This window comes from Paractinoplanes ferrugineus (assembly GCF_016862195.1).
Classification (GTDB): Bacteria; Actinomycetota; Actinomycetes; order Mycobacteriales; family Micromonosporaceae; genus Actinoplanes; species Actinoplanes ferrugineus.
The window spans coordinates 1-18,909 of record NZ_BOMM01000091.1; the positions used below are offsets into that span (position 1 = coordinate 1).

Sequence of the window (18,909 nt, forward strand, 5' to 3'; positions counted from 1 at the left end):
CTTCTTCACCGGCGAACCGGCCGGGGAATCGGGGCTGCCCGGCATCGCGTGGCTGCGGCGTGACGGCGAGCCGATGACGGATGACGACTGGCGCACCGAGTGCGCCCGGTCGATAGTCGTTTTCCTGAACGGGGAGGCCATCCACGAGCGTGACGCCCTCGGCGATCGGATCGCCGACGACTCGTTCCTGCTGCTGTTCAACCCGTCACCGGAACAGGAGGAGTTCGCGCTGCCCGACCCGGCTTTCGGCCAGATGTGGGAGATCGCCGTCGACACCGCCGACCCGCTGCTGGCCGCGGCCGGCTCGAACGTCAAGGCTCAGCAGGGCATGACCCTGGCCGCACACAGCCTGACCGTCCTACGCCGCCGCTACTGACCGCGAAAGGCGGAACGGTGCGGCTGGGCGGAACGGTGCGGCTGGGCGGAACGGCGCGGCTGGGCGGAACGGCGCGGCTGGGCGGAACGGCGCGGGGGAGACGGCGCCGCGGCAAAGCGAACGCCGGCGGTGGCGGTGGCGGACGAAGATAGTCGCGCCGCCGCCCCCGGCGGGCACGGCTGGCGGGCGCGGCTGGCGGCTGGCGCAAGGCACGGGCCGGGCGGGGGCCGCGGCCTGCGGGGAGCGAAGGTCAGCTGACGGGGGAGTCGCTGATCAGGATGCCGTCGAGGTGGGTGATCTCGAGGGTCATGCGGACCATCGCGGTGGGCTCGCGCAGCCGTAACGTGGTGCCGCGGGCGGCTGCGGCGCGGTGTGCGGCGACGAGTACGCCGATGCCGCTGGAGTCGAGGAACGTCACGGAGCTCATGTCGAGGTCGAGGTGGGTGACGTTCTGGCTCTGCAGCACGTTGCGCAGCACCTCGCGGAGAACGTCGACCGTCTCGAGGCTGATGTCGCCCTCGGGCACGACGGTGACCCGGTCGGCGTCTCGTTCGATCCGATATTCAAAGGACATCGCATTCTCCGGGTGTTCGCGGCCGCTCGATCGAAGCGCGGTACCCACTCGCACCGCTCGCCAAACGGTCTGCCAGGTGACAAAGAAGGAATGAATGAAGCGGCGGCCGCCGGGCACCATTGAGGGCATGACGGTGTGGAAGGTGTGGCGCCCGCCGCCGGTCGACGAGCACATCGCGGCCTGGACCATCGACGAGCCGCCCGGGTTGCAGAGTTTGCGGGCCGCCCTGCTGCGGGCGGTGGCCGACCGGGCCGACTTCGTGGCCGCCGACACCGAGGACCTCGCGGAACGGCTGGTTATCGTGGCGACCGAGCTGGCCGGCAACGCCCTGCGGCACAGCCGGCCGCCGACCGTGGTCGCGTTGCTGCGCTCCGACGGTCACCTGGTCCTCGACGTTCTCGACAACGATCCGCGCAGTGCCCCGACGGTCGAGCGGCGGGCGCCCGGCGCGGGCGGGCTGGGCCTGCAGCTGACCGAACGGCTCGCCCAGGAGGTCGGCTGGTATGCCACCGACGGAGGCAAGCACGTGTGGGCCATGTTCTCCCTCTCCGGCAGTTGAACGCCGAGGAACGCTCGGGCGGGACGACGATACACCTACAGGCTGTAGGAGTTGGCGAGGCAGGCCGGACGGGCTAGCGTGCGGTATGGCCGGACGCGCGCTCGTGCTTGGTGGGGGTGGCGTCACCGGCGTCGCCTGGGAGATCGGGATGCTGGCCGGACTGGCCGAGGCCGGCGTCGACCTGACCGGCGCCGATGTCGTCATCGGCACGTCGGCCGGATCGGTGGTCGGGGCTCTGGTGGCCGGTGGGCTCGATCCGCGGGAGATGTACGCGAGTCAGCTCGGTCCGCCCGGCACGGAGATCCCGGCTCGGCTCAGCCCGGTGACGCTGCTGCGCTGGGGGCTGGCGATGGTCGGCCGGCGGGACCAGCAGCGGGCCAGGGCGCGGGTCGGGGCCATCGCGCTCGCCGCGCGCACCGTGCCGGAACAGGAACGCCGGAAAGTGATCGCCGCCCGCCTGGACCAGGAGCAGTGGCCGGAGCGCGAGCTGCTCATCACCGCCGTCGACGCCCGGACCGGGGAGTTCGTGGTCTTCGACCGGGAGCAGGGCGTCGAGCTGGTCGACGCGGTGGGGGCCAGCTGCGCGGTTCCGGGGGTGTGGCCGCCGGTCAGCATCGGCGGGCGGCGCTTCGTCGACGGTGGGGTGCGCTCGCCGGTCAACGCCGACCTGGCCGCCGGGCACGACCGGGTGGTGATCCTCGCGCCGGTCACCGCGAGTTTCGGGGCCCGGACGAGTCCGCCGGCCGGTGCGGTGCTGGTGCGGCCGGACAAGGCGGCCCGGCAGGCGTTCGGGCGCAACGTGCTCGACCCGGCGCACCGCGCGGCGGCCGCCCGCGCCGGCCACGCCCAGGCCAAGGACGAAGCCGAGCGGGTGGGTGCGGCCTGGCGCGGGGCGCGGTCAGAGCCCGAAGATCGGTAGGGCGGGCAGCTCGGTGCGGTCCAGCCACGCGGTGAGCAGGTCGTCGATCGGCACGCGGGCGAAGCGGCGGGCGTGCGCGCGGAACTCGTCGGTGGTCACCGTGCCGTGTTCGTGCTCGGCCGCCCACGAGCGCAGCAGGGCGAAGAACGCCGCGTCGCCGATCCTGGTGCGCAGGGCGTGCAGGGTCAGCGCGCCGCGCTTGTAGACCAGCGGGTCGAACATCCGGCCCACCCCCGGGTCGGAAATGATCACGTCGGCCCGCTGCCGGGCCAGCCGGGCGTGCCATTCGGTGGCCAGGGCGTCCGCCGACGGGCCGCCGGACACCGCGGACCACAACCATTCGGCGTACGTGGCGAAGCCCTCGTTCAGCCAGATGTGCCGCCAGTCGGCGACCGTCAGGCTGTTGCCGAACCACTGGTGCGCCAGTTCGTGGGCGACCAGCCGCTCGTGGGTGCGCCGGCCGTCGAGGTGGTTGCGGCCGAAGACGGCCATGCCCTGCGCCTCGATCGGGTCGTCGAGGTCGTCGTCGGCGACCACCACCACGTACTCCCGGAACGGATAGGGCCCGAAGAGGGCCTCCATCGCCGTCATGATCTCGCCGTGCCGGCCGAGGTCGTGGCCGAGGATCGGCCGCAGCCGGTGCGGCACCGCGGCCCACTGCGGCACCCCGCCGGTGGCCAGCTCGACCAGCTCGTAGCGGCCGATCTGCACGCTCATCAGGTACGGGGAGGTGGGCTCGTTGCGTTCGTAGACCCAGGTGTCGCGGCGCCGCGAGATCAGGTCGCCGGTGACCAGCGCGGTGTACGGCGCCGCCACCGTCAGCGAGACCAGGAAGCTCGCCTTGTCGGCGGGCCGGTCGTTGCACGGGAACCAGGACGGCGCCCCGTTCGGCTGGCTGGCCACCAGGGCGCCGTCGGTGAGCTCGTCCCAGCCGATGTCGCCCCAGCGCCCGGAGACGGGCACCGGCGTACCCGCGTACCGGATCTCGGTCTGGAAGATCGTGCCGTGCCCAATCGGTTTCTCGGGTTTGATCCGGAGTTTCCCGGCCCGGTGGGTGAAGGTCGCCCGCCGTCCGTCCACCCGCACGTCGGCGACCCGGAACCGGCCGAGGTCGAGGGCGAACCGCGCCAGGGGCTGCACCGCCCGTGACGTGATGACCGCCTTGCCGGCGAGCCGGTTGGTGATGACCCGATAGTCGAGCTCCAGCTCGTAGTGCAGCGCCCGGTACCCGCCGTTCCCGCTCTTCGGTAGGTACGGGTCGGTCATACCCAGTTCGCGATCGGGTTGCCCAGCCAGCGGCTGTCCGCGGGCACGGCGTCACCGCGGGTGACCAGCGAACCCGGTCCCACAGTCGTGCGCGCGCCGATGCTCGCGCCGGGCAGCACGATTCCGTGCGGGCCGAGCGTGGCGCCCGCGCCCAGAGTGACCTCGTCCATGCTCATGATCCGATCATGGAACAGGTGGGTCTGCACGACGCAGCCCCGGTTGACGGTGGCGCCCGGGCCCAGCCGCACCAGGTCGTACTCGGGCAGCCAGAACGTCTCCAGCCAGGCCCCCCGGCCGATCTTCGCGCCGAGCGCGCGCAGCCACACGTTCAGCAGCGGAGTGCCGGTGGCGAAGCGGAACAGCCACGGCGCGGCAAGTGCCTCGACGAACGTGTCGGCGAGTTCGTTGCGCCACACGAACGACGTCCACAGGGCGTGCTCGGTGACCCGGAAACGACCCACCAGCAGCCATTTCGCGGCGGTGGCGAGTACCGCGGCGATGATCGAGGCGACCAGCAGCACCGGGCCGGCGGCGAGCGCGGCCACCCCGACACCGGCGACCCGCCAGACCGCGTCGAGGGCGGCCAGCACGAGGACCGCGAGCGCGCCGGCGAGCATCACCGGCACGATACGGCACAGCTCGATCGCGGTCCGGGCCAGCTTGAGCCGCAGCGGCGGGTCGTAGGTGCGGCTGCTGTCCCCCGACTCGACCGTGCGGCGCAGCGGCATCGGCGGCGCACCCAGCCACGACGAGCCCTTCTTGGCCTTGCGCGGCGCCGACGAGAGCACGCCGACCAGGCCCCGCTTGGGCACCGACCGGCCCGGCGCGGCCATCCCGGAGTTGCCGAGGAACGCCTGCTTGCCGATGCGGGCCGGGGCCACCCGCAGCCAGCCGTGGCTCAGCTCGTAGCTGGCGACCATGGTGTCGTCGGCCAGGAACGCGCCGTCCTCGACGGTGGTCATCGCGGGCAGGGCCAGCACCGTGGACGCCTCCACGTTGCGGCCCACCTTGGCCCCCAGCAGCCGCAGCCACACCGGGGTGAACAGGCTCGCGTACATCGGGAACAGGGCCGAGCGGGCCATCCCCATCAGGCGCTCGGTCGTCCAGACCTGCCACGCCACCCGCCCGCGGACGGGGTGGTAGCCGGCTTTGATGCCCACCCCGAGCAGCCGCACGGCGACCAGCACGAGCAGGGCGTAGGTCAGGAAGTAGGCGGCCGCCGCGACCGGCACGAGATAGAGCGAGACCGACAGCAGGGCCAGGGCCGGGAGCACCGCCACCACCGGCAGCAGGCTCAGCAACTGGGCGGTCAGGCTGTAGAGGGCCACCCACAGCCGGGACCGGCCCGCCGGGCGCACGGCCGGCCAGGGCGTCGCGCCCTTGGCGGCGGGCGCGGCGGGGGAGCCGGCCCAGCGCCGGTTGGCCGGCACGGCACCGGTGACGGTCGACCCCGCGGCGATGTCGGCGCCCTTGCCCACCCGGGCGCCGGGCATCAGCGTGCTGCGGGAGCCGACCCGGCTGCCCGCGCCGATCCGCACCTTGCCGATCCGCACGACGTCGCCGTCGATCCAGTAACCGGACAGGTCGACCTCGGGCTCGACCGCCGCGCCCCGGCCGAGTTTGAGCAGGCCGGTGACCGGCGGCGCGGAGTGCAGGTCGACGTCGGGGCCGATGTTCGCGCCGAGCGCCTTGGCATAGGTGATCATCCAGCCCGCCCCGGCCACCCCGGTCGCGCCGGTCAGCTCGGCCAGCCGCTCGGCCGCCCACAACCGCAGGTGGACACCGCCGCCCCGGGGGTAGCTCCCCGGGCGTACGCCGCGCAGCAGCAACCGGGCCCCGGCCGCCGCCATCCCGATCCGGCCGGGCGGGCTGAACAGCACCACCCAGCCGGCCGCGATCCACCACCAGGAGATCCGCGGCGAGACGACGTTCACCAGCGCGGCGAGAACGATCAGCCAGCGCAGCCCGACAAGGGCGAGCATCGGCACCATGAGCAGGGCCTGGAACAGCCCGGTCGGCAGCGGGGTGGGCCGTACCTCGCGGCGGACGGTCGCGGTCGCGTCCAGCGCGTCGATCGCCGCCGCCATCTGGTCCAGCCGCGGGTTCTGATAGACGCCGGCCACCGACACCTGCGGGTGGGCCTGCCGGATCCACGCGACCAGCTGCGCCGCGCCGAGGCTGCTGCCGCCGTTGCTGAAGAAGTCGGCGTCCGGCGCGGTCGGGCGTACGCCGAGGATCTGCGCCCAGCCGGTGGCGAGCCACTCCTGCGTCGGGGTCAGCTCGTCGTGCGCCCCGCCGGAGGCCAGGGGCCAGGGCAGCGCGGCCCGGTCGACCTTGCCGGACGTACGTGTCGGCAGTGCCTCCACCTCGGCCAGCAGCGGCACCAGCGCGGCCGGCAGCTGTTCGCGGATGCGCGCCATCGCGACGGCGGCGTCGAAACCCGGGCGGGGCACCACGTAGCCGACCAGCAGCTGGTTGCCGGCCGCGGTCCGCTTCACCGCGGCGGCCGCGCCGGCGACCTCGGGCAGGGCCTGCAGGGCGGCGTCCACCTCGCCCAGTTCGATCCGCCGCCCGCCCAGCTTGACCTGCTCGTCGCCGCGGCCCAGGAACACCAGCCCGGCGGGCTCGGCGCGCACGATGTCCCCGCTGCGGTAGGCCCGCTCCCAGCCGAGCGACGGCAGCGGGGCGAACTTCTCGGCGTCCTTGGCGGCGTCGAGGTAGCGGGCCAGGCCCACCCCGCCGATCACCAGCTCGCCGGTGGCGCCCATCGCGACCGGCGCACCGGCCGGGTCGACCACGGCCAGGTCCCAGCCGGCCAGCGGCAGGCCGATGCGCACCGGTCCCTCCCCGGTCATCCGGGCGGCGCAGGCGACCACGGTCGCCTCGGTCGGGCCGTACGTGTTCCAGACCTCGCGTCCCTCGACGGCCAGGCGTTCGGCCAGCTCGGGCGGGCAGGCCTCGCCGCCGAAGATCAGCAGGCGGACGTCGTCGAGCGCCTCGACCGGCCACAACGCGGCCAGCGTCGGCACCGTCGACACGACCGTGATGCGCTGCTCGGCCAGCCACGGGCCGAGGTCGACGCCGCTGCGCACGAGCGAGCGCGCGGCCGGCACCAGGCACGAGCCGTGCCGCCAGGCCAGCCACATCTCCTCGCAGGAGGCGTCGAACGCCACCGACAGCCCGGCCAGGACGCGGTCGTGCGGGCCGAGCGGGTTCTCCTCGCCGGCCAGGAACAGCTGCGCCTCGGCGTCGACGAACGCGGCCGCCGAGCCGTGCGAGACGGCCACCCCCTTCGGGGTGCCGGTGGAACCGGAGGTGAAGATGATCCAGGCGTCGTCGTCCGGGCCCGGCCGTCCGGGGCGGCCGCCGGGCGTACGCCGTTGCGTCACGCTCAGCCCGTCGCCGATGACCACGGCCACGTCCGCCTCGGCGAAGACCAGCTCGGCGCGCTCGGCCGGATCGTCCGCGTCGACCGGCACGTACGCCGCACCGGCGGCCAGCACAGCGAGGATCGTCAGGTAGAGTTCCGCCGTACCGGAGGAGACCCGCACCCCGACCCGGTCGCCGACCCCGACGCCGAGCCCGGCCAGCCGCGTGCGCAGCGCCTCGATCTGGTCGGCCAGCTCCCGGTAGGTCAGGTGGGTGGCCCCGGTGTCGATCGCGCGGGCCGCCGGGTGGGCCCGCACCGTCGCGTCGAGGACATCGACGAGCGTGCGGCGGGCAGCGGCGGGCGGGGAGAGGAACAAGGCGGGTGCCTCGGTGTCCACGGGAAGATCGATCAGTTGCGGATCAGTCGTCACGGTCACCGGGCGTGCACCATCCCTATTTCACGGGTCAACGTCGCCAGGGGCATGACGCAGACGCCGCCCGGGGCAGCATTCCAAGTTACGTCAGCGAAACAAGGAAGCACCGCTCCATGTCGAATTGGTGTCGACTGACACAGCTGCTGCCGCGGCCGGTGTCGGTCGCCGAGGACGACCTGATCGCGGTGGGGGAGGAGGCGCGATGACCGGGCCGGTGCTGGATCTGCGCGAGGTGGGTGCCGCGGACGTCGCGGCCGTCGGCGGCAAGGGCGCCAATCTGGGCGAGCTGACCCGGATCGAGGGCGTGCGCGTGCCCGCCGGTTTCTGCGTGACCACCGCCGCCTTTCCACCGGTGCCCGGCGATCAGCTCGATCGGCTGGCGCGCCTCGGGCCGGCCGACCGCGAGGCGGTGGCCGCGCTGAGCGCGGAGATCAGGCAGGCCGTCGAAGCCGCCGAGATCCCGGCCGAGCTGGCCGCGGCGGTCACCGAGGCGGTGGTCCGGCACGGCGCGCAGGAGCCTTATGCCGTACGGTCCAGCGCCACCGCCGAGGACATGCCGACCGCCTCCTTCGCCGGCCAGCAGGACACCTACCTGGGCGTCCGCGGCGTACCGGCGATCCTCGAGCACATCCGCCGCTGCTGGGCCTCGCTGTTCACCGAACGGGCCGTGCTCTACCGCCGGCGCAACGACGTCGACCACCGCCGGGTCGGCATGGCCGTGGTCGTGCAGCGGATGGTCGACGCGCGGTCGTCCGGCGTGCTGTTCACCGCCGACCCGATCACCGGCAACCGCAAGGTGGCCACCGTGGACGCCGTCCCCGGCCTCGGCGAGGACCTCGTCGCCGGACTGGTCAACCCGGACAACTTCCGGGTCCGCGACGGCGCGGTCGTCTCCCGGCTGATCGCCGGGGCGCGCCCGGCCCTGACCGACCGGCAGGTCGTCGACCTGGTGCGGCTGGGCCGCCGGATCGAGGCGCGTTTCGGCCGCCCGCAGGACATCGAGTGGTGCCTGGGCGACGACGGCTTCCAGGTCGTGCAGAGCCGGCCGATCACCACCCTGTTCCCGGTCCCGGAGACCAGCGACGGCGCGAACCACGTCTGGCTCTCCACCGGCCACCAGCAGATGATGACCGACGCGATGAAGCCGCTCGGCCTGTCGGTCTGGCAGCTGACCGCGATGACGGAGTTCCAGGTGGCGGGTGGCCGGCTGTTCGTCGACTCGACGAAGATGCTGACCTCGCCGGCCCGTGCCGCTTTCCTGGAGATGGTGGGCCGCGGCGATCCGCTGTTCCGCGACGCGCTGGACACGCTCCTCGCCCGCGACGGTTTCCTGCCCGAACCGCCCGCCGCCCCCGCCGCTCCGCTCGCCCCACCCGCCGCGCCGGTCGACCCTGATCCGGCGATCGTGTCCGAGCTCGTCTCCCGGGCCGAGGCGTCCCTCGCGACGCTGAAGCGTGACATCGCCGGCAAGGCGGGGGCCGAGCTGTTCGACTTCCTGCTCGCCGCCTTCGAGGAACACAAGAAACTGCTCACCGACCCGCTGAGCATGCAGGCGATCATGGCCGGCATGGGCGCCACCTGGTGGCTCAACGACCACCTCGAACAGTGGCTGGGCGAGCGGAACGCCGCGGACATCCTGACCCTGTCGGCCCCCGGCAACGTCACCTCCGAGATGGGCCTGGCCCTGCTCGACGTGGCCGACGCGATCCGCCCCCACCCGCACCTGCTGGCCGCCCTGCGCAACGGCTCGCTGCACGAGATCGACGCCCTGCGGGCCTACCTCGACAGGTACGGCATGCGCTGCGCCGGCGAGATCGACCTGACCCGCCCCCGCTGGAGCGAACGCCCCGAGACGCTGGTGCCGCTGATCCTCGACAACATCAAGCTGTTCGAGCCCGGAGCCGGCCACCGGCGCTTCGAGCAGGGTCGCCGGCAGGCCGAGGCGAAGCGGGCCGAGCTGCTGGACCGGTTGCGGGCGCTCCCGGACGGCGCGGCCAAGGCCGACGAGACCGACCGGATGATCGACCGGCTCCGCGCCTTCATCGGCTACCGCGAGTACCCGAAGTACAACATCGTCAGCCGCTACCTCGTCTACAAGCTGGCCCTGCTGGCCGAGGCCGACCGGCTGGTCGAGGCGGGGGCGCTCGGCGACCGCGAGGACATCTACTTCCTGACGTTCGACGAACTGCGCACGGGTGGGTTCGACGATCGGCTGATCCGGCAGCGCCGCGAGGAGTTCCGGGCACATCAGGCCCTCAAGCCGCCCCGCGTGCTGACCTCGGAGGGTGAGGCCATCGAGGGCACTCACCGGCGGGCCGGCGCACCGGACGGCGCCCTGGTCGGGGTCCCGGTCTCGGCCGGCACCGTGGAGGGCCGCGCGCGGGTGATCCGGGACATGGCCGAAGCCGACCTGGAGGCCGGTGACATCCTGGTCACCGCCTTCACCGACCCGAGCTGGTCGCCGCTGTTCGTCGCCATCACCGGCCTGGTGACCGAGGTGGGCGGCCAGATGACCCACGGTGCCGTGATCGCCCGCGAGTACGGCCTGCCCGCGGTGGTCGGCGTCCCCGGCGCCACCACGCTGATCCCCGACGGCAGCCGGATCCGCGTGCACGGCACCGCCGGCTACGTCGAGATCCTGTCCTAGCTCTGCGCCGTGGGCCGCCGGCCACTGTGGAAGCGGACGGCGCGAGTTTCGGATCGGCTGCGGCGGGCACAAAGGGGGCCAGTCAGGTTTGCAGTAGTCAGGAGAGGAGCCCTCATGGCCGGCCAGGAGCACGACGTCAACCGCAGCGCCCGCAGCGGCCGGTTCGTCAAGGATTCCACGGCGGAGCGTTCGCCGGAGTCGACGACCCGTGAGCACGTGGGCGGCGAGGACAAGGACGGCGACCACGAGGTGCACCGCAGCGCCCGCACCGGCAAGTTCGTCACCGGTACGACCGCCGAGCTGCACTCCTCGACGACCGAGACCCAGCACCTCTGATCGTCCGGCCGGCCGCCCCTCGTCGATGACGGGGGCGGCCTTCGGTGTCTCCGGGGGCCGTCACCCGGTCAGGGTTCGACCTGGATCTCGGCCAGCCCGACGTTCTGGGTCGTCGAGCTGACCGACGTGATGGTCAGCTGCATGGTGCTCGCGGTGTGAGCGGGGAACGTGATCGTCACCCCGGCGCCGTTGTTGGCCAGGGCCGGCACCGTGACGGCGTCGCCGTTGTCGAAGGTCAGCTCGGCGCCGGTGATCTGGTCGCTGGAATTGGGCCGGTCGTGGAGCACGACTCGGGTCATCGTGCGCGGTGAGTTCCAGAGGAGCTTCAGCCAGCTGCCCGCCTTGCCGCCGACCGTGGCCCATTCGCGGGTCGGCGCCGAGGGTGAGCCGGTCGGGTAGCCGTCCGAGACCTTGAAACCCTGCTGCTGGGTGCCGGTGTTCTCGCTGGAGACCGAGGTGAAGGCCTGCGCGGCGAGGTTCGCCGAATAGGCCTGCATCTCGGCGAGGCCGACGTTCTGGGTGGCCGACGAGACGCCGGTGACGGTGAACCGCAGGCTTGTCGATCGGCGCGGCGAGAAGTTGACGACCAGCGCGGAACCGTTGTTGGGCAGCGCACCCACCGACACGGGTGCGGCGTCGCTGAAATAGAGCGTCCCGCCGGTGACGCGGTCGTTGCTGTTGGGCCGGTCGTAGAGCACCACCGACTCGAGGGTGTGCGGGGTCGGCCAGCTCAGATGGATCCAGCTGCCGGCCTTGCCGCCCGTGGTGGCCCACTCCTTGGTGGCGTCGATCGGGGAGCCGGCCACCCAGTCGTCGGCCGCCTTCGTGACCTGCTGGCCGGTCGAGGTGTTCTGCGAGGAAGCGGTGACGGTGCCGACGCGTGCGACGTTCTGCCGGCCGCCGGTCTCGGAGCCCGTACTGTGCCGGCGGGCGAACCACGGCGCGTAGTTGCCGCCCAGGCACGCGGAGGCGGTCTGGCACACGTAGTCGTCATGCGCCGCGTACGTCAGGAAGGTGTCGAGCTTGCGGTTGCGCTGCTGGGCGGTGAGATTTTCGGGCTGGTTCGAGCTCGGATAGGCCATCAGGGCGTGGACCTGGTGCGGCGTCGAGAAGTACTGCTTGTGGGCGGCGAGCGCGAAGTATCCGGCCGAGTGGTGGTCGCTGTGGTCGCCGTCGCCGTATTTGCCGACATAGTCGTGCGTGCGCACCACGTTCGGCTGGAAGTCGTGCATGATGTGCGTCAAGGTGTCGGTCAAACCCGTCTTCGTGTACGCGGTGGAGCCGTCCAGCGGGTGGATCGTCGAGCCGGTCCCCGTCCACAGTTCCTGCAGGCTCTCGTTGCCGGTGGCCGGATAGCCCGCCCCGCGCCCGCCGTCCGGAAGGCGCAGGAAGATGAGCGCGATGTCGGGCCGCCCGGCCAGTTCGTCGTAGACGAGCGCATGGCCGTTGATCGTGACGGTGCCGCGGTTCCACTGGTCGGGCACGCCGGCCATCTGGGCGTAGGCGGCGTGCGACCCGCGCTCGCGTTCCGTCCAGTAGTCACCGCCCCGCCCGGCGTCACCCGAGGTCAGGAACGTGGTCAGCACGCAGCGTCCCTGGTCCATGTCCTCCTGGATGTCGGGGTTCATGAACAGTAGGTCGTCGTCCTGGTGGGCGGGGAGGTTGAGCGACCGGTTCCGCGCGCAGGAGTCGGCCGCGGCCGCCGGCGACGCCCCGAACAGCACCGCGGCGATGAGCACCATGACAGCGACCAGGGTTCGCACGACGACCCTCCCGTCCGAGGCGCGACCGCTCCTCGATGTCACCCTCGCCGCATGCCCGGCCCGATCGCCATCGGTGGAACATCCATCGACGCGCGCCGATCAGATGGCTGCCGATCAGATGGCCGGGGTGCGGGACTCAGGTGGCCGGGCACGCGGCCGGGGTGCCGCCCAGGGACTCGACGAGGTCGGTGGCGGCGGGCACGTGCTTCTGGTAGGCCTCGGGGAAGGCCGACACCTGCACGGCCTGGGCGGCCTCGGTGACCCGCATCTTCTGCCAGCCACGGGTGCGCAGCAGCTTGTCGTAGAACTTCTGGGTCTGATAGGTCGGGTCGGTGAGCTGCTTGGGCGTGCCCCAGCCCTGGCTCGGGCGCTGCTGGAACAGGCCGATCGAGTCCCGGTCGCCGCCCCGCAGGTTGCGCAGCCGGGACTCCTGCAGGGCGGTGGCGATCGCGATCACCTGGCCCTGGCTGGACACCCGCCGCTGGTTGCCGACGGTGACGATGACGCGCGCGTTGGCGAGTTGTTCGTCGCTCCACTTCTTCTCGGCCGGGTGGGACGCCTGGGCGGCGGGGGTGGCGGTGCAGGTGGCCGCGTCGGCTTTGAGAAGTGGACTGATGATGAAGCCGACCAGGGCGGCGGCGACGATGACGAAAAACGCGCGCACGAAGCTACGTACCTTCCGGGGGTGGGGGTCCGCGGAACGTTACCGGCCCGGCCGCCCCGCCCGGAATCATGAAAACGGTCGGCGGTGGTCGATGGGTGTGATCCGTTGGGCGTCGAGTTCCGTATCAGAGGATGACTCGACAGCGACGGACAGTGAAGGTGGTCAACATGGGGGCGCCGTTGCAGACCTGGCCCACGGTCGCGCTGATCGGGCATCCCGCCTATCTTCTCGAGCCGCCGGCGAGGCGGTGGGTGCACCGCGAACTGCTGCAGGCCGCGCTCCGGTTGCGGGACACCCACGGCATGACCTGCGGCCTGTCCGGGATGACCCGCGGTCCCGGCCTGTGGTGGGCCGACGCGGTCCGGCGCGCGCACGTCGACCTGCGACTCCACCTGCCGTACCTGCGGCAGGCGGACGACTGGCCGGACGCCGACCGCGCGGAATGGATCCGGCTGGTCGGTCAGGCGAGCCGGGCGCCGCTGGTGTACGGGGCGACGCCGCAGCCCCGCACCCTGACCGCCTGCCACCACGCGCTGATCGACGCCGCCGACGAACTGCTGGTGGTCTGGCTGCCGGGGGCCCGCGGCCAGGTCGCCGACGCGGTGCGGTACGCCCTCACCCGGGGGCGGCGTCCGACCTGGATCGACCCGATGGGCCGGCGGATCCACCGGCCGGCGATCGGCGACTGGCAGGCATTGTTCGCCATCGCCCCCGAGCCGACCGGCAGCCCCCGGACCGGCAGCCCCCAGACGAGCAGCCCCCAGACCGGCAGCCCCCAGACCGGCGGCGCCCCGACCGGGAGCGCCCAGGCCGAGGCGCGGTCCGCCCGCAACCGCCGGGACGACCCGGCGGAGGCCGGCCGGGTCGCCAACGCCAGCCCGTTCCAGCCGAAGTCCCGCCGGCTCCGGGCCCATCCGGGCTGACCGGGCCGCGGACCCGGCCGGTCAGCCCGGGGTGACCAGCCGGGTCTCGTAGGCCACGACCACCGCCTGCACCCGGTCGCGGAGGCCGAGTTTGGCCAGGATGCGGGCGACGTGTGTCTTCACCGTCGCCTCCGACAGGAAGAGGCGACCGGCGACCTCGACGTTGCTCAGGCCCTGCGCGACAAGTGTCAGGACCTCGCGTTCCCGCGGGGTCAGGGTGGCGAGGTCGCGGTGCAGCGGCGAGTCCGGCGGCCCCGGTGTGGTGAAGCGTTCGACCAGGCGGCGGGTGATGCTCGGGGCGAGCAGGGCGTCCCCGTCGCGGACGATCCGGACCGCGGCCACCAGATATTCGGGGGTGACGTCCTTGAGCAGGAAGCCGCTGGCCCCCAGCCCGAGCGCCGAGTAGACGTAGTTGTCCAGGTCGAACGTGGTGAGCATGATGACGCGGGGCGGGTCGTCGCCGGCCAGGATGCGGCGGGCGGCCTCGATGCCGTCCACGTTCGGCATGCGGATGTCCATCAGCACCACGTCGGGGGCGGTGCGCCGGACCGCGTCGATCGCCGCGGCGCCGTCCTCGGCCTCGGCGACCACGTCCATGCCATCGGCCGTCAGGATCATCCGGAAACCGGCGCGCACCAGCGCCTGGTCGTCGGCGATCACCACGCGAAGCGGTTCGAGCGGGCTCATCGGGCCGGCTCCAGCGGAAGGTGGGCCCGCACCCGGTAGCCGCCGGTGAGCCGGGCGGCGGCCTGCAAGGTGCCACCGTAGACGGCGAGCCTCTCGCGCAGGCCGGCCAGACCGCGGCCGGTGGAGGTGGCGGCCTCCGGGGTCGGCGCACCGCCGGTGTCGGTGACGGTGATGCGCAGTTCCGCCGGCGAGTACGCCACGTCGACCGTGGCGCTGGCCCCGGCGGCGTGCTTGACCGTGTTGGTGAGGGCCTCCTGCACCACGCGGTAGGCGGCGAGTTCCAGGCCGGCCGCCAGTGGGACCCGCTCGCCGCGGGTGGTGACGGTGACGTCCACGCCGGCGTCGCGGACCCGGTCGACAAGCGGGGTCAGCTGGGCCAGACCGGGCTGCGGATCGAGGTCGTCATCCTCGGCCGCGGCCAACAGGCCCATCACCCCGCGGAGCTCGCCGAGGGCCGCCCGGCCGCCCTCCTCGACGGCGAGCAGGGCGTCGCGGGCCGCCTCCGGCGAGTTGTCGAGGACCTTGCGGGCGGCACCGGCCTGGATGACCATCATCGACACGTTGTGGGTGACGATGTCGTGCAGCTCGCGGGCGATGCGGGCGCGCTCCTGCCGGGTCGCCTCACGCATCGCGTCGGCGCGTTCGCGGCGCAGCCGGTCGGCTCGCTGGCGCCAGGTGCGCATGCCGTTGACGGCCAGCCCGATCGGCAGCAGCACCAGGAACGGCACCCAGCCGACCGGCACGATCGGCACCGCGAGGTCCGGGAATGAGCTGTAGAGCAGCGCCGCCGGCGGCAGCGCGACCAACGCCCACAACCGATAGGGACTGTACGCGGCGGCGGTGTACCCGGCGATCACACAGGCGTAGAACGACACCCGCAGGATGTCGGTGCCCGGGGCCTCGCCGCGCAGCGACAGTGCCGTGAGGCCGACGATGACGCCGAGCGTGGCCAGCGGGAACCGGCGCCGCACCAGCAGCGGCACCATCACGGCGAGCGCGATCCACCCCGGCCCCCGTGACTCGCGCGGGAATGTCCGCCGAGCCGTCGGGAACACGGGCTGCGGGTCGATCGACTCCGGACCGACCGCGGGCGGCGGGACCGGGTCTCCCCACCCGTCCGGCCCCGTGCCCGGCCCGAGGTCGGGTCGGTCGGGTCGGTCGGGCAGCTCCGGCCCGGGGGCGAGCGGGGCCGGAGCGTAGGCGTCGCCGGCGGTGTCGAACAGGTGGTCGGTGATGTCGGTGCCGCTCAGCGCCGCCGCCCCGAACACCGCGACGAGCAGCACGTCGAAGGCCCAGTTGCGCCGGGTCAGGCGCGGCTGAGGCCCGGAGCGGCGCATCACTCGGGCGAGGAAGGTCACGGCTCATTGTGTACGGACGGCGAAGTCGCCCGCATCCATCGCTCGACTACGCCGGGGGGATGACCCGACCCGGCGAAGGCACTCCCACGGCCGACGCCCGCGGTGCCCGCCCGTCCCTAGCGTCGGCACCATGATTGACGTCGCGGACGTGAGCCGCCGCTACGAGGGTGACCAGGCCGCCCTCGACCACCTCAGCCTGCACGTCGCCGAGGGTGAATGCCTGGCCCTGCTCGGCCCGTCGGGCAGCGGCAAGTCGACATTGCTCAACCTGATCGCCGGCCTCGACCGGCCGACCGAGGGCACGGTCACGGTCGGCGGCACCCGGGTGGACCGGCTGGGTGAGGCGGCCGCCGCCCGGTACCGCCGCGCCACCGTCGGCCTGGTCTTCCAGTTCTTCAACCTGCTCGACGATCTGACCGTCACCGACAACGTGCTGCTGCCCGCGCAGATCGCCGGCCGGCCCGCCGCCGATTCGCGCCGGCGCGCCCGCCAACTCCTCGAGACGCTGGGCATCGACCGGCACGCCGACGCCTATCCCGGTCGTCTCTCCGGCGGGGAACGGCAGCGCGTCGCGGTCGCGCGGGCGCTGATGAACCGGCCGCCGCTGCTGCTCGCCGACGAACCGACCGGCGCCCTCGACACCGCGTCGGGCGCCGAGGTGCGCAAACTGCTCATCGATCTGCACGCCGAGGGCCAGACGATCGTGCTCGTCACCCACGACGAGGTCCTCGCCGCCGCGGTCGCCACCCGCACCGTCCGCCTCGTCGACGGCCGGGTCGCGTCGTGACCGCCATTCGTAGCGTGGTGCGCGGCGCGCAACGGCGCCGCGTCTCGACGATCGTGATCGTCGCGGCGACGGCGATGGCCGTGACCGCCACCGTCCTCGCCGGACTGCTGCTGGCCGCATCGTCGGCGCCGTTCGCGAACGCCTTCGCGGCCCAGCGCGGCGCCCACTTGACAGCTCTCTTCGACGCCGCGTCCACCACCCGGGAACAGGCCGCGGCCACCGCCGCGCGGGCCGGCCAGGCCGCCGGCCCGTTCCCGGTGACCACGATCAGCGCGGCGCCGGCCGACGCGCCGCGGTTCGGCCTGCCGTCGCTGCGGGTCGTCGGGCGGGCCGCCCCCGGCGGCGACGCCGTCGACCGGGTGACCCTGCTGACCGGACGCTGGGCGCGCGGCACCGACGAGATCGTGGTCGCCCGCGGCCACCTGCGGATCCCGGCCGGCACCACGCTGCGCACGGCGGACGGGACCACCCTGCGGGTCGTCGGCGAGGGCCGGTCGATCAGCCGGACCGCGCAGGGCTGGATGACCCCCGACGGGGTCGCCGCGATCGGGCCGACCGGCTGGCAGATGCTCTACCGGTACGCCGACGCCGGCTCCGAGGCGGCGATGACCGCGCACACGGCCGCGCTCGGCCCCGGCGTGCAGGCCCAGTCCTGGCTGAGCGTGCGCGCCGACGCCGCACACCGCACCCAGCTGTTCGTGCCGCTGCTGAGCGCGTTCGGATTGCTGGGCCTGGCCCTGGCCGCCCTGGTCATCGGCAATGTCGCGGCCGGCACGGTGGCCTCGGCGATCCGGCGCATCGGCGTCATGAAGGCGCTCGGCCTGACCCCGGCCCAGGTGGTCCGGGCCTGCCTGGCCCAGGCCCTGCTCCCCGGCATGATCGGCGCCGTCCTCGGCATCGTGGCCGGTGACCTGCTCGCGGTGCCGCTGACCGCCGACGTCGCCGAGCTGTTCGGCACCGTCCCGATGTCGGTCACCCCGTGGGTCGACGCCGCCGCGGTCGTCGCCGCGCTCCTGGTGATCAGCGCGACCGCGGCCCCCGCCGCGTGGCGGGCGGCCCGGCTGCGCACCGTCGACGCGCTCGCCGTCGGTCGCACCCCGCACAGCGGCCGGGGCCGGCTCGCCGCCCGGCTGGCCGCGCGCTCCCGGCTGCCGAGGCCGGTCGGTCTCGGCATCGCCCAGCCGTTCACCCGGCCCGCCCGGCTGCTGGCCCTGCTGCTGACGATCGGGCTCGGCACCGCGGCGGCGACCTTCGCCATCGGGCTGGCCAGTTCGCTGCGCCTGGTCCAGGCCGCCGACCAGAGACCGGCCACCTCCGCCGACGTGCTCGTCCTGCCGGTCATGGCCCAGGGCGGTGGCGCGGACGCCCGTACGGTCCTCGACACCACCCCCGGAACCGGCAGTTACTACGGCCGCGCGCCCGCCGACATCGCCGTCGACGGGCTGCACGACCCCGCCAATGGTTCCGTGACCAGCGGAGACGCGACAGCTGCCGGGTACGAGATGCTGGCCGGCCGGTGGTACACCGGACCGGGCGAGGCGGTGGTCACCACCGGCTTGCTCACCGCCACCGGCAAGCACGTCGGCGACGTCGTCACCGGTCCCGGGCACGGCCCGCTCACCCTGGTCGGCGAGGTCTTCGACGGCAGCGCCAACGCCCACCTCTACACCGACGTCGCCGGCGTTCCCGGCGTGCGGACGGGCTTCGAGTGGTACGTCAAGCTGCGGCCCGGCACCGACCGGGACGCCTACCTCGCCGCCCTGCGCAGCCGGCATGTGCCGGCCGAGGCCACCCGGGTCGAGGGAGCGGACGGCACCCTCATCGTGCTCGACTCGCTCACTGCCCTGCTCACGGCTCTGCTGGTGGCGGTGGCCGGGCTCGGTGTGCTCAACGCGGTCGTGCTCGACTCCCGCGATCGGGTGCATGACATCGGCGTACACAAATCGCTGGGAATGACCCCGAAGCAGACCGCCGCCATGGTCATCGCCTCCGTCGGCGTGCCCGGCCTGGTCGGCGGCGCCGCCGGCGTCCCCGCCGGATATCTCCTGCACCACTGGGCCGTCCCGGCGATGGCCGCCGGCGCCGGCATCCGCCTGCCGCCGAGCACCATCGACGTGTACGCGGTGGGCCTGCTCGCCGTCCTCGCCCTGGCCGGCCTGGTCATCGGGGCGGCCGGGGCGCTGCTCCCGGCCGGCTGGGCGGCCCGGACCAGGACGGCTGTCACGTTGCGCACCGAGTGACGCCCGG

General features: G+C 73.4%; 14 protein-coding genes and 1 pseudogene. 8 read left to right on the top strand and 7 right to left on the bottom strand.

Translation table 11 applies throughout. The annotated features are described in order from the left end of the window. Positions 1–376, top strand: a pseudogene (locus tag Afe05nite_RS41795) (glycogen debranching enzyme); the annotation flags it as partial. Between the two features lie 250 nt (positions 377–626). Here Afe05nite_RS41795 and Afe05nite_RS41800 read toward each other — a convergent pair. Further along, a complete protein-coding gene (locus Afe05nite_RS41800) occupies positions 627–950 on the bottom strand; it encodes an STAS domain-containing protein (protein WP_203822907.1) in 324 nt (107 codons plus the stop codon). 127 nt (positions 951–1,077) lie between these two features. Here Afe05nite_RS41800 and Afe05nite_RS41805 point away from each other — a divergent pair, with 127 nt between their 5' ends. Together Afe05nite_RS41805 and Afe05nite_RS41810 are read left to right on the top strand one after the other, a co-directional pair. Further along, complete coding sequence (locus Afe05nite_RS41805; RefSeq protein ID WP_239118617.1) at positions 1,078–1,509, top strand: ATP-binding protein; 432 nt, start codon at positions 1,078–1,080, stop codon at positions 1,507–1,509. Positions 1,510–1,594: 85 nt separating this feature from the next. After that, positions 1,595–2,428, top strand: a complete 834-nt coding sequence (locus tag Afe05nite_RS41810; protein WP_203822908.1) for a patatin-like phospholipase family protein — start codon at positions 1,595–1,597, stop codon at positions 2,426–2,428. Here Afe05nite_RS41810 and Afe05nite_RS41815 read toward each other — a convergent pair. After that, positions 2,408–3,694 carry a M1 family metallopeptidase gene (locus tag Afe05nite_RS41815; RefSeq protein ID WP_203822909.1) on the bottom strand — a complete coding sequence of 429 codons (1,287 nt, stop codon included), beginning with the start codon at positions 3,692–3,694 and terminating at the stop codon, positions 2,408–2,410. The two genes, Afe05nite_RS41810 and Afe05nite_RS41815, sit on opposite strands and share 21 nt — an antisense overlap. Continuing rightward, positions 3,691–7,500 carry a Pls/PosA family non-ribosomal peptide synthetase gene (locus Afe05nite_RS41820; RefSeq protein ID WP_203822910.1) on the bottom strand — a complete coding sequence of 1,270 codons (3,810 nt, stop codon included), beginning with the start codon at positions 7,498–7,500 and terminating at the stop codon, positions 3,691–3,693. Before Afe05nite_RS41820 ends, Afe05nite_RS41815 begins: the two co-directional genes overlap by 4 nt. Before the next feature lie 199 nt (positions 7,501–7,699). Here Afe05nite_RS41820 and Afe05nite_RS41825 point away from each other — a divergent pair, with 199 nt between their 5' ends. Then, entirely contained in the window at positions 7,700–10,144 is a 2,445-nt protein-coding gene (locus Afe05nite_RS41825; protein ID WP_203822911.1) for a phosphoenolpyruvate synthase, read from the top strand. Positions 10,145–10,258: 114 nt separating this feature from the next. After that, on the top strand, positions 10,259–10,480 hold the full coding sequence (locus tag Afe05nite_RS41830; RefSeq protein WP_203822912.1) for a hypothetical protein: 222 nt from the start codon (positions 10,259–10,261) through the stop codon (positions 10,478–10,480). Positions 10,481–10,548: 68 nt separating this feature from the next. Here Afe05nite_RS41830 and Afe05nite_RS41835 read toward each other — a convergent pair whose 3' ends face one another. Together Afe05nite_RS41835 and Afe05nite_RS41840 are read right to left on the bottom strand one after the other, a co-directional pair. Beyond that, a complete protein-coding gene (locus Afe05nite_RS41835) occupies positions 10,549–12,243 on the bottom strand; it encodes a PIG-L family deacetylase (protein WP_203822913.1) in 1,695 nt (564 codons plus the stop codon). A 136-nt stretch (positions 12,244–12,379) separates the two neighbouring features. Then, positions 12,380–12,907, bottom strand: coding sequence for a peptidase M23 (locus Afe05nite_RS41840; protein ID WP_203822914.1), 528 nt, complete (start codon positions 12,905–12,907; stop codon positions 12,380–12,382). Positions 12,908–13,074: 167 nt separating this feature from the next. Between Afe05nite_RS41840 and Afe05nite_RS41845 the strand changes: the two genes are divergently transcribed. After that, on the top strand, positions 13,075–13,830 hold the full coding sequence (locus tag Afe05nite_RS41845) for a hypothetical protein (RefSeq protein ID WP_203822915.1): 756 nt from the start codon (positions 13,075–13,077) through the stop codon (positions 13,828–13,830). A gap of 21 nt (positions 13,831–13,851) precedes the next feature. Here the strand turns inward: Afe05nite_RS41845 and Afe05nite_RS41850 are convergent, their stop codons facing one another. Then, entirely contained in the window at positions 13,852–14,517 is a 666-nt protein-coding gene (locus tag Afe05nite_RS41850) for a response regulator (RefSeq protein WP_203822916.1), read from the bottom strand. Further along, the gene (locus tag Afe05nite_RS41855; protein ID WP_239118618.1) at positions 14,514–15,875 is read right to left on the bottom strand and encodes a sensor histidine kinase; all 1,362 of its coding nucleotides are present in this window, start codon (positions 15,873–15,875) and stop codon (positions 14,514–14,516) included. The genes Afe05nite_RS41850 and Afe05nite_RS41855 overlap by 4 nt, the downstream gene beginning before the upstream one ends. 130 nt (positions 15,876–16,005) lie before the next feature. Here Afe05nite_RS41855 and Afe05nite_RS41860 point away from each other — a divergent pair, with 130 nt between their 5' ends. Further along, positions 16,006–16,662, top strand: a complete 657-nt coding sequence (locus Afe05nite_RS41860) for an ABC transporter ATP-binding protein (protein WP_203822917.1) — start codon at positions 16,006–16,008, stop codon at positions 16,660–16,662. After that, entirely contained in the window at positions 16,659–18,902 is a 2,244-nt protein-coding gene (locus tag Afe05nite_RS41865) for an FtsX-like permease family protein (RefSeq protein WP_203822918.1), read from the top strand. Before Afe05nite_RS41860 ends, Afe05nite_RS41865 begins: the two co-directional genes overlap by 4 nt. Positions 18,903–18,909 lie beyond the last annotated feature (7 nt).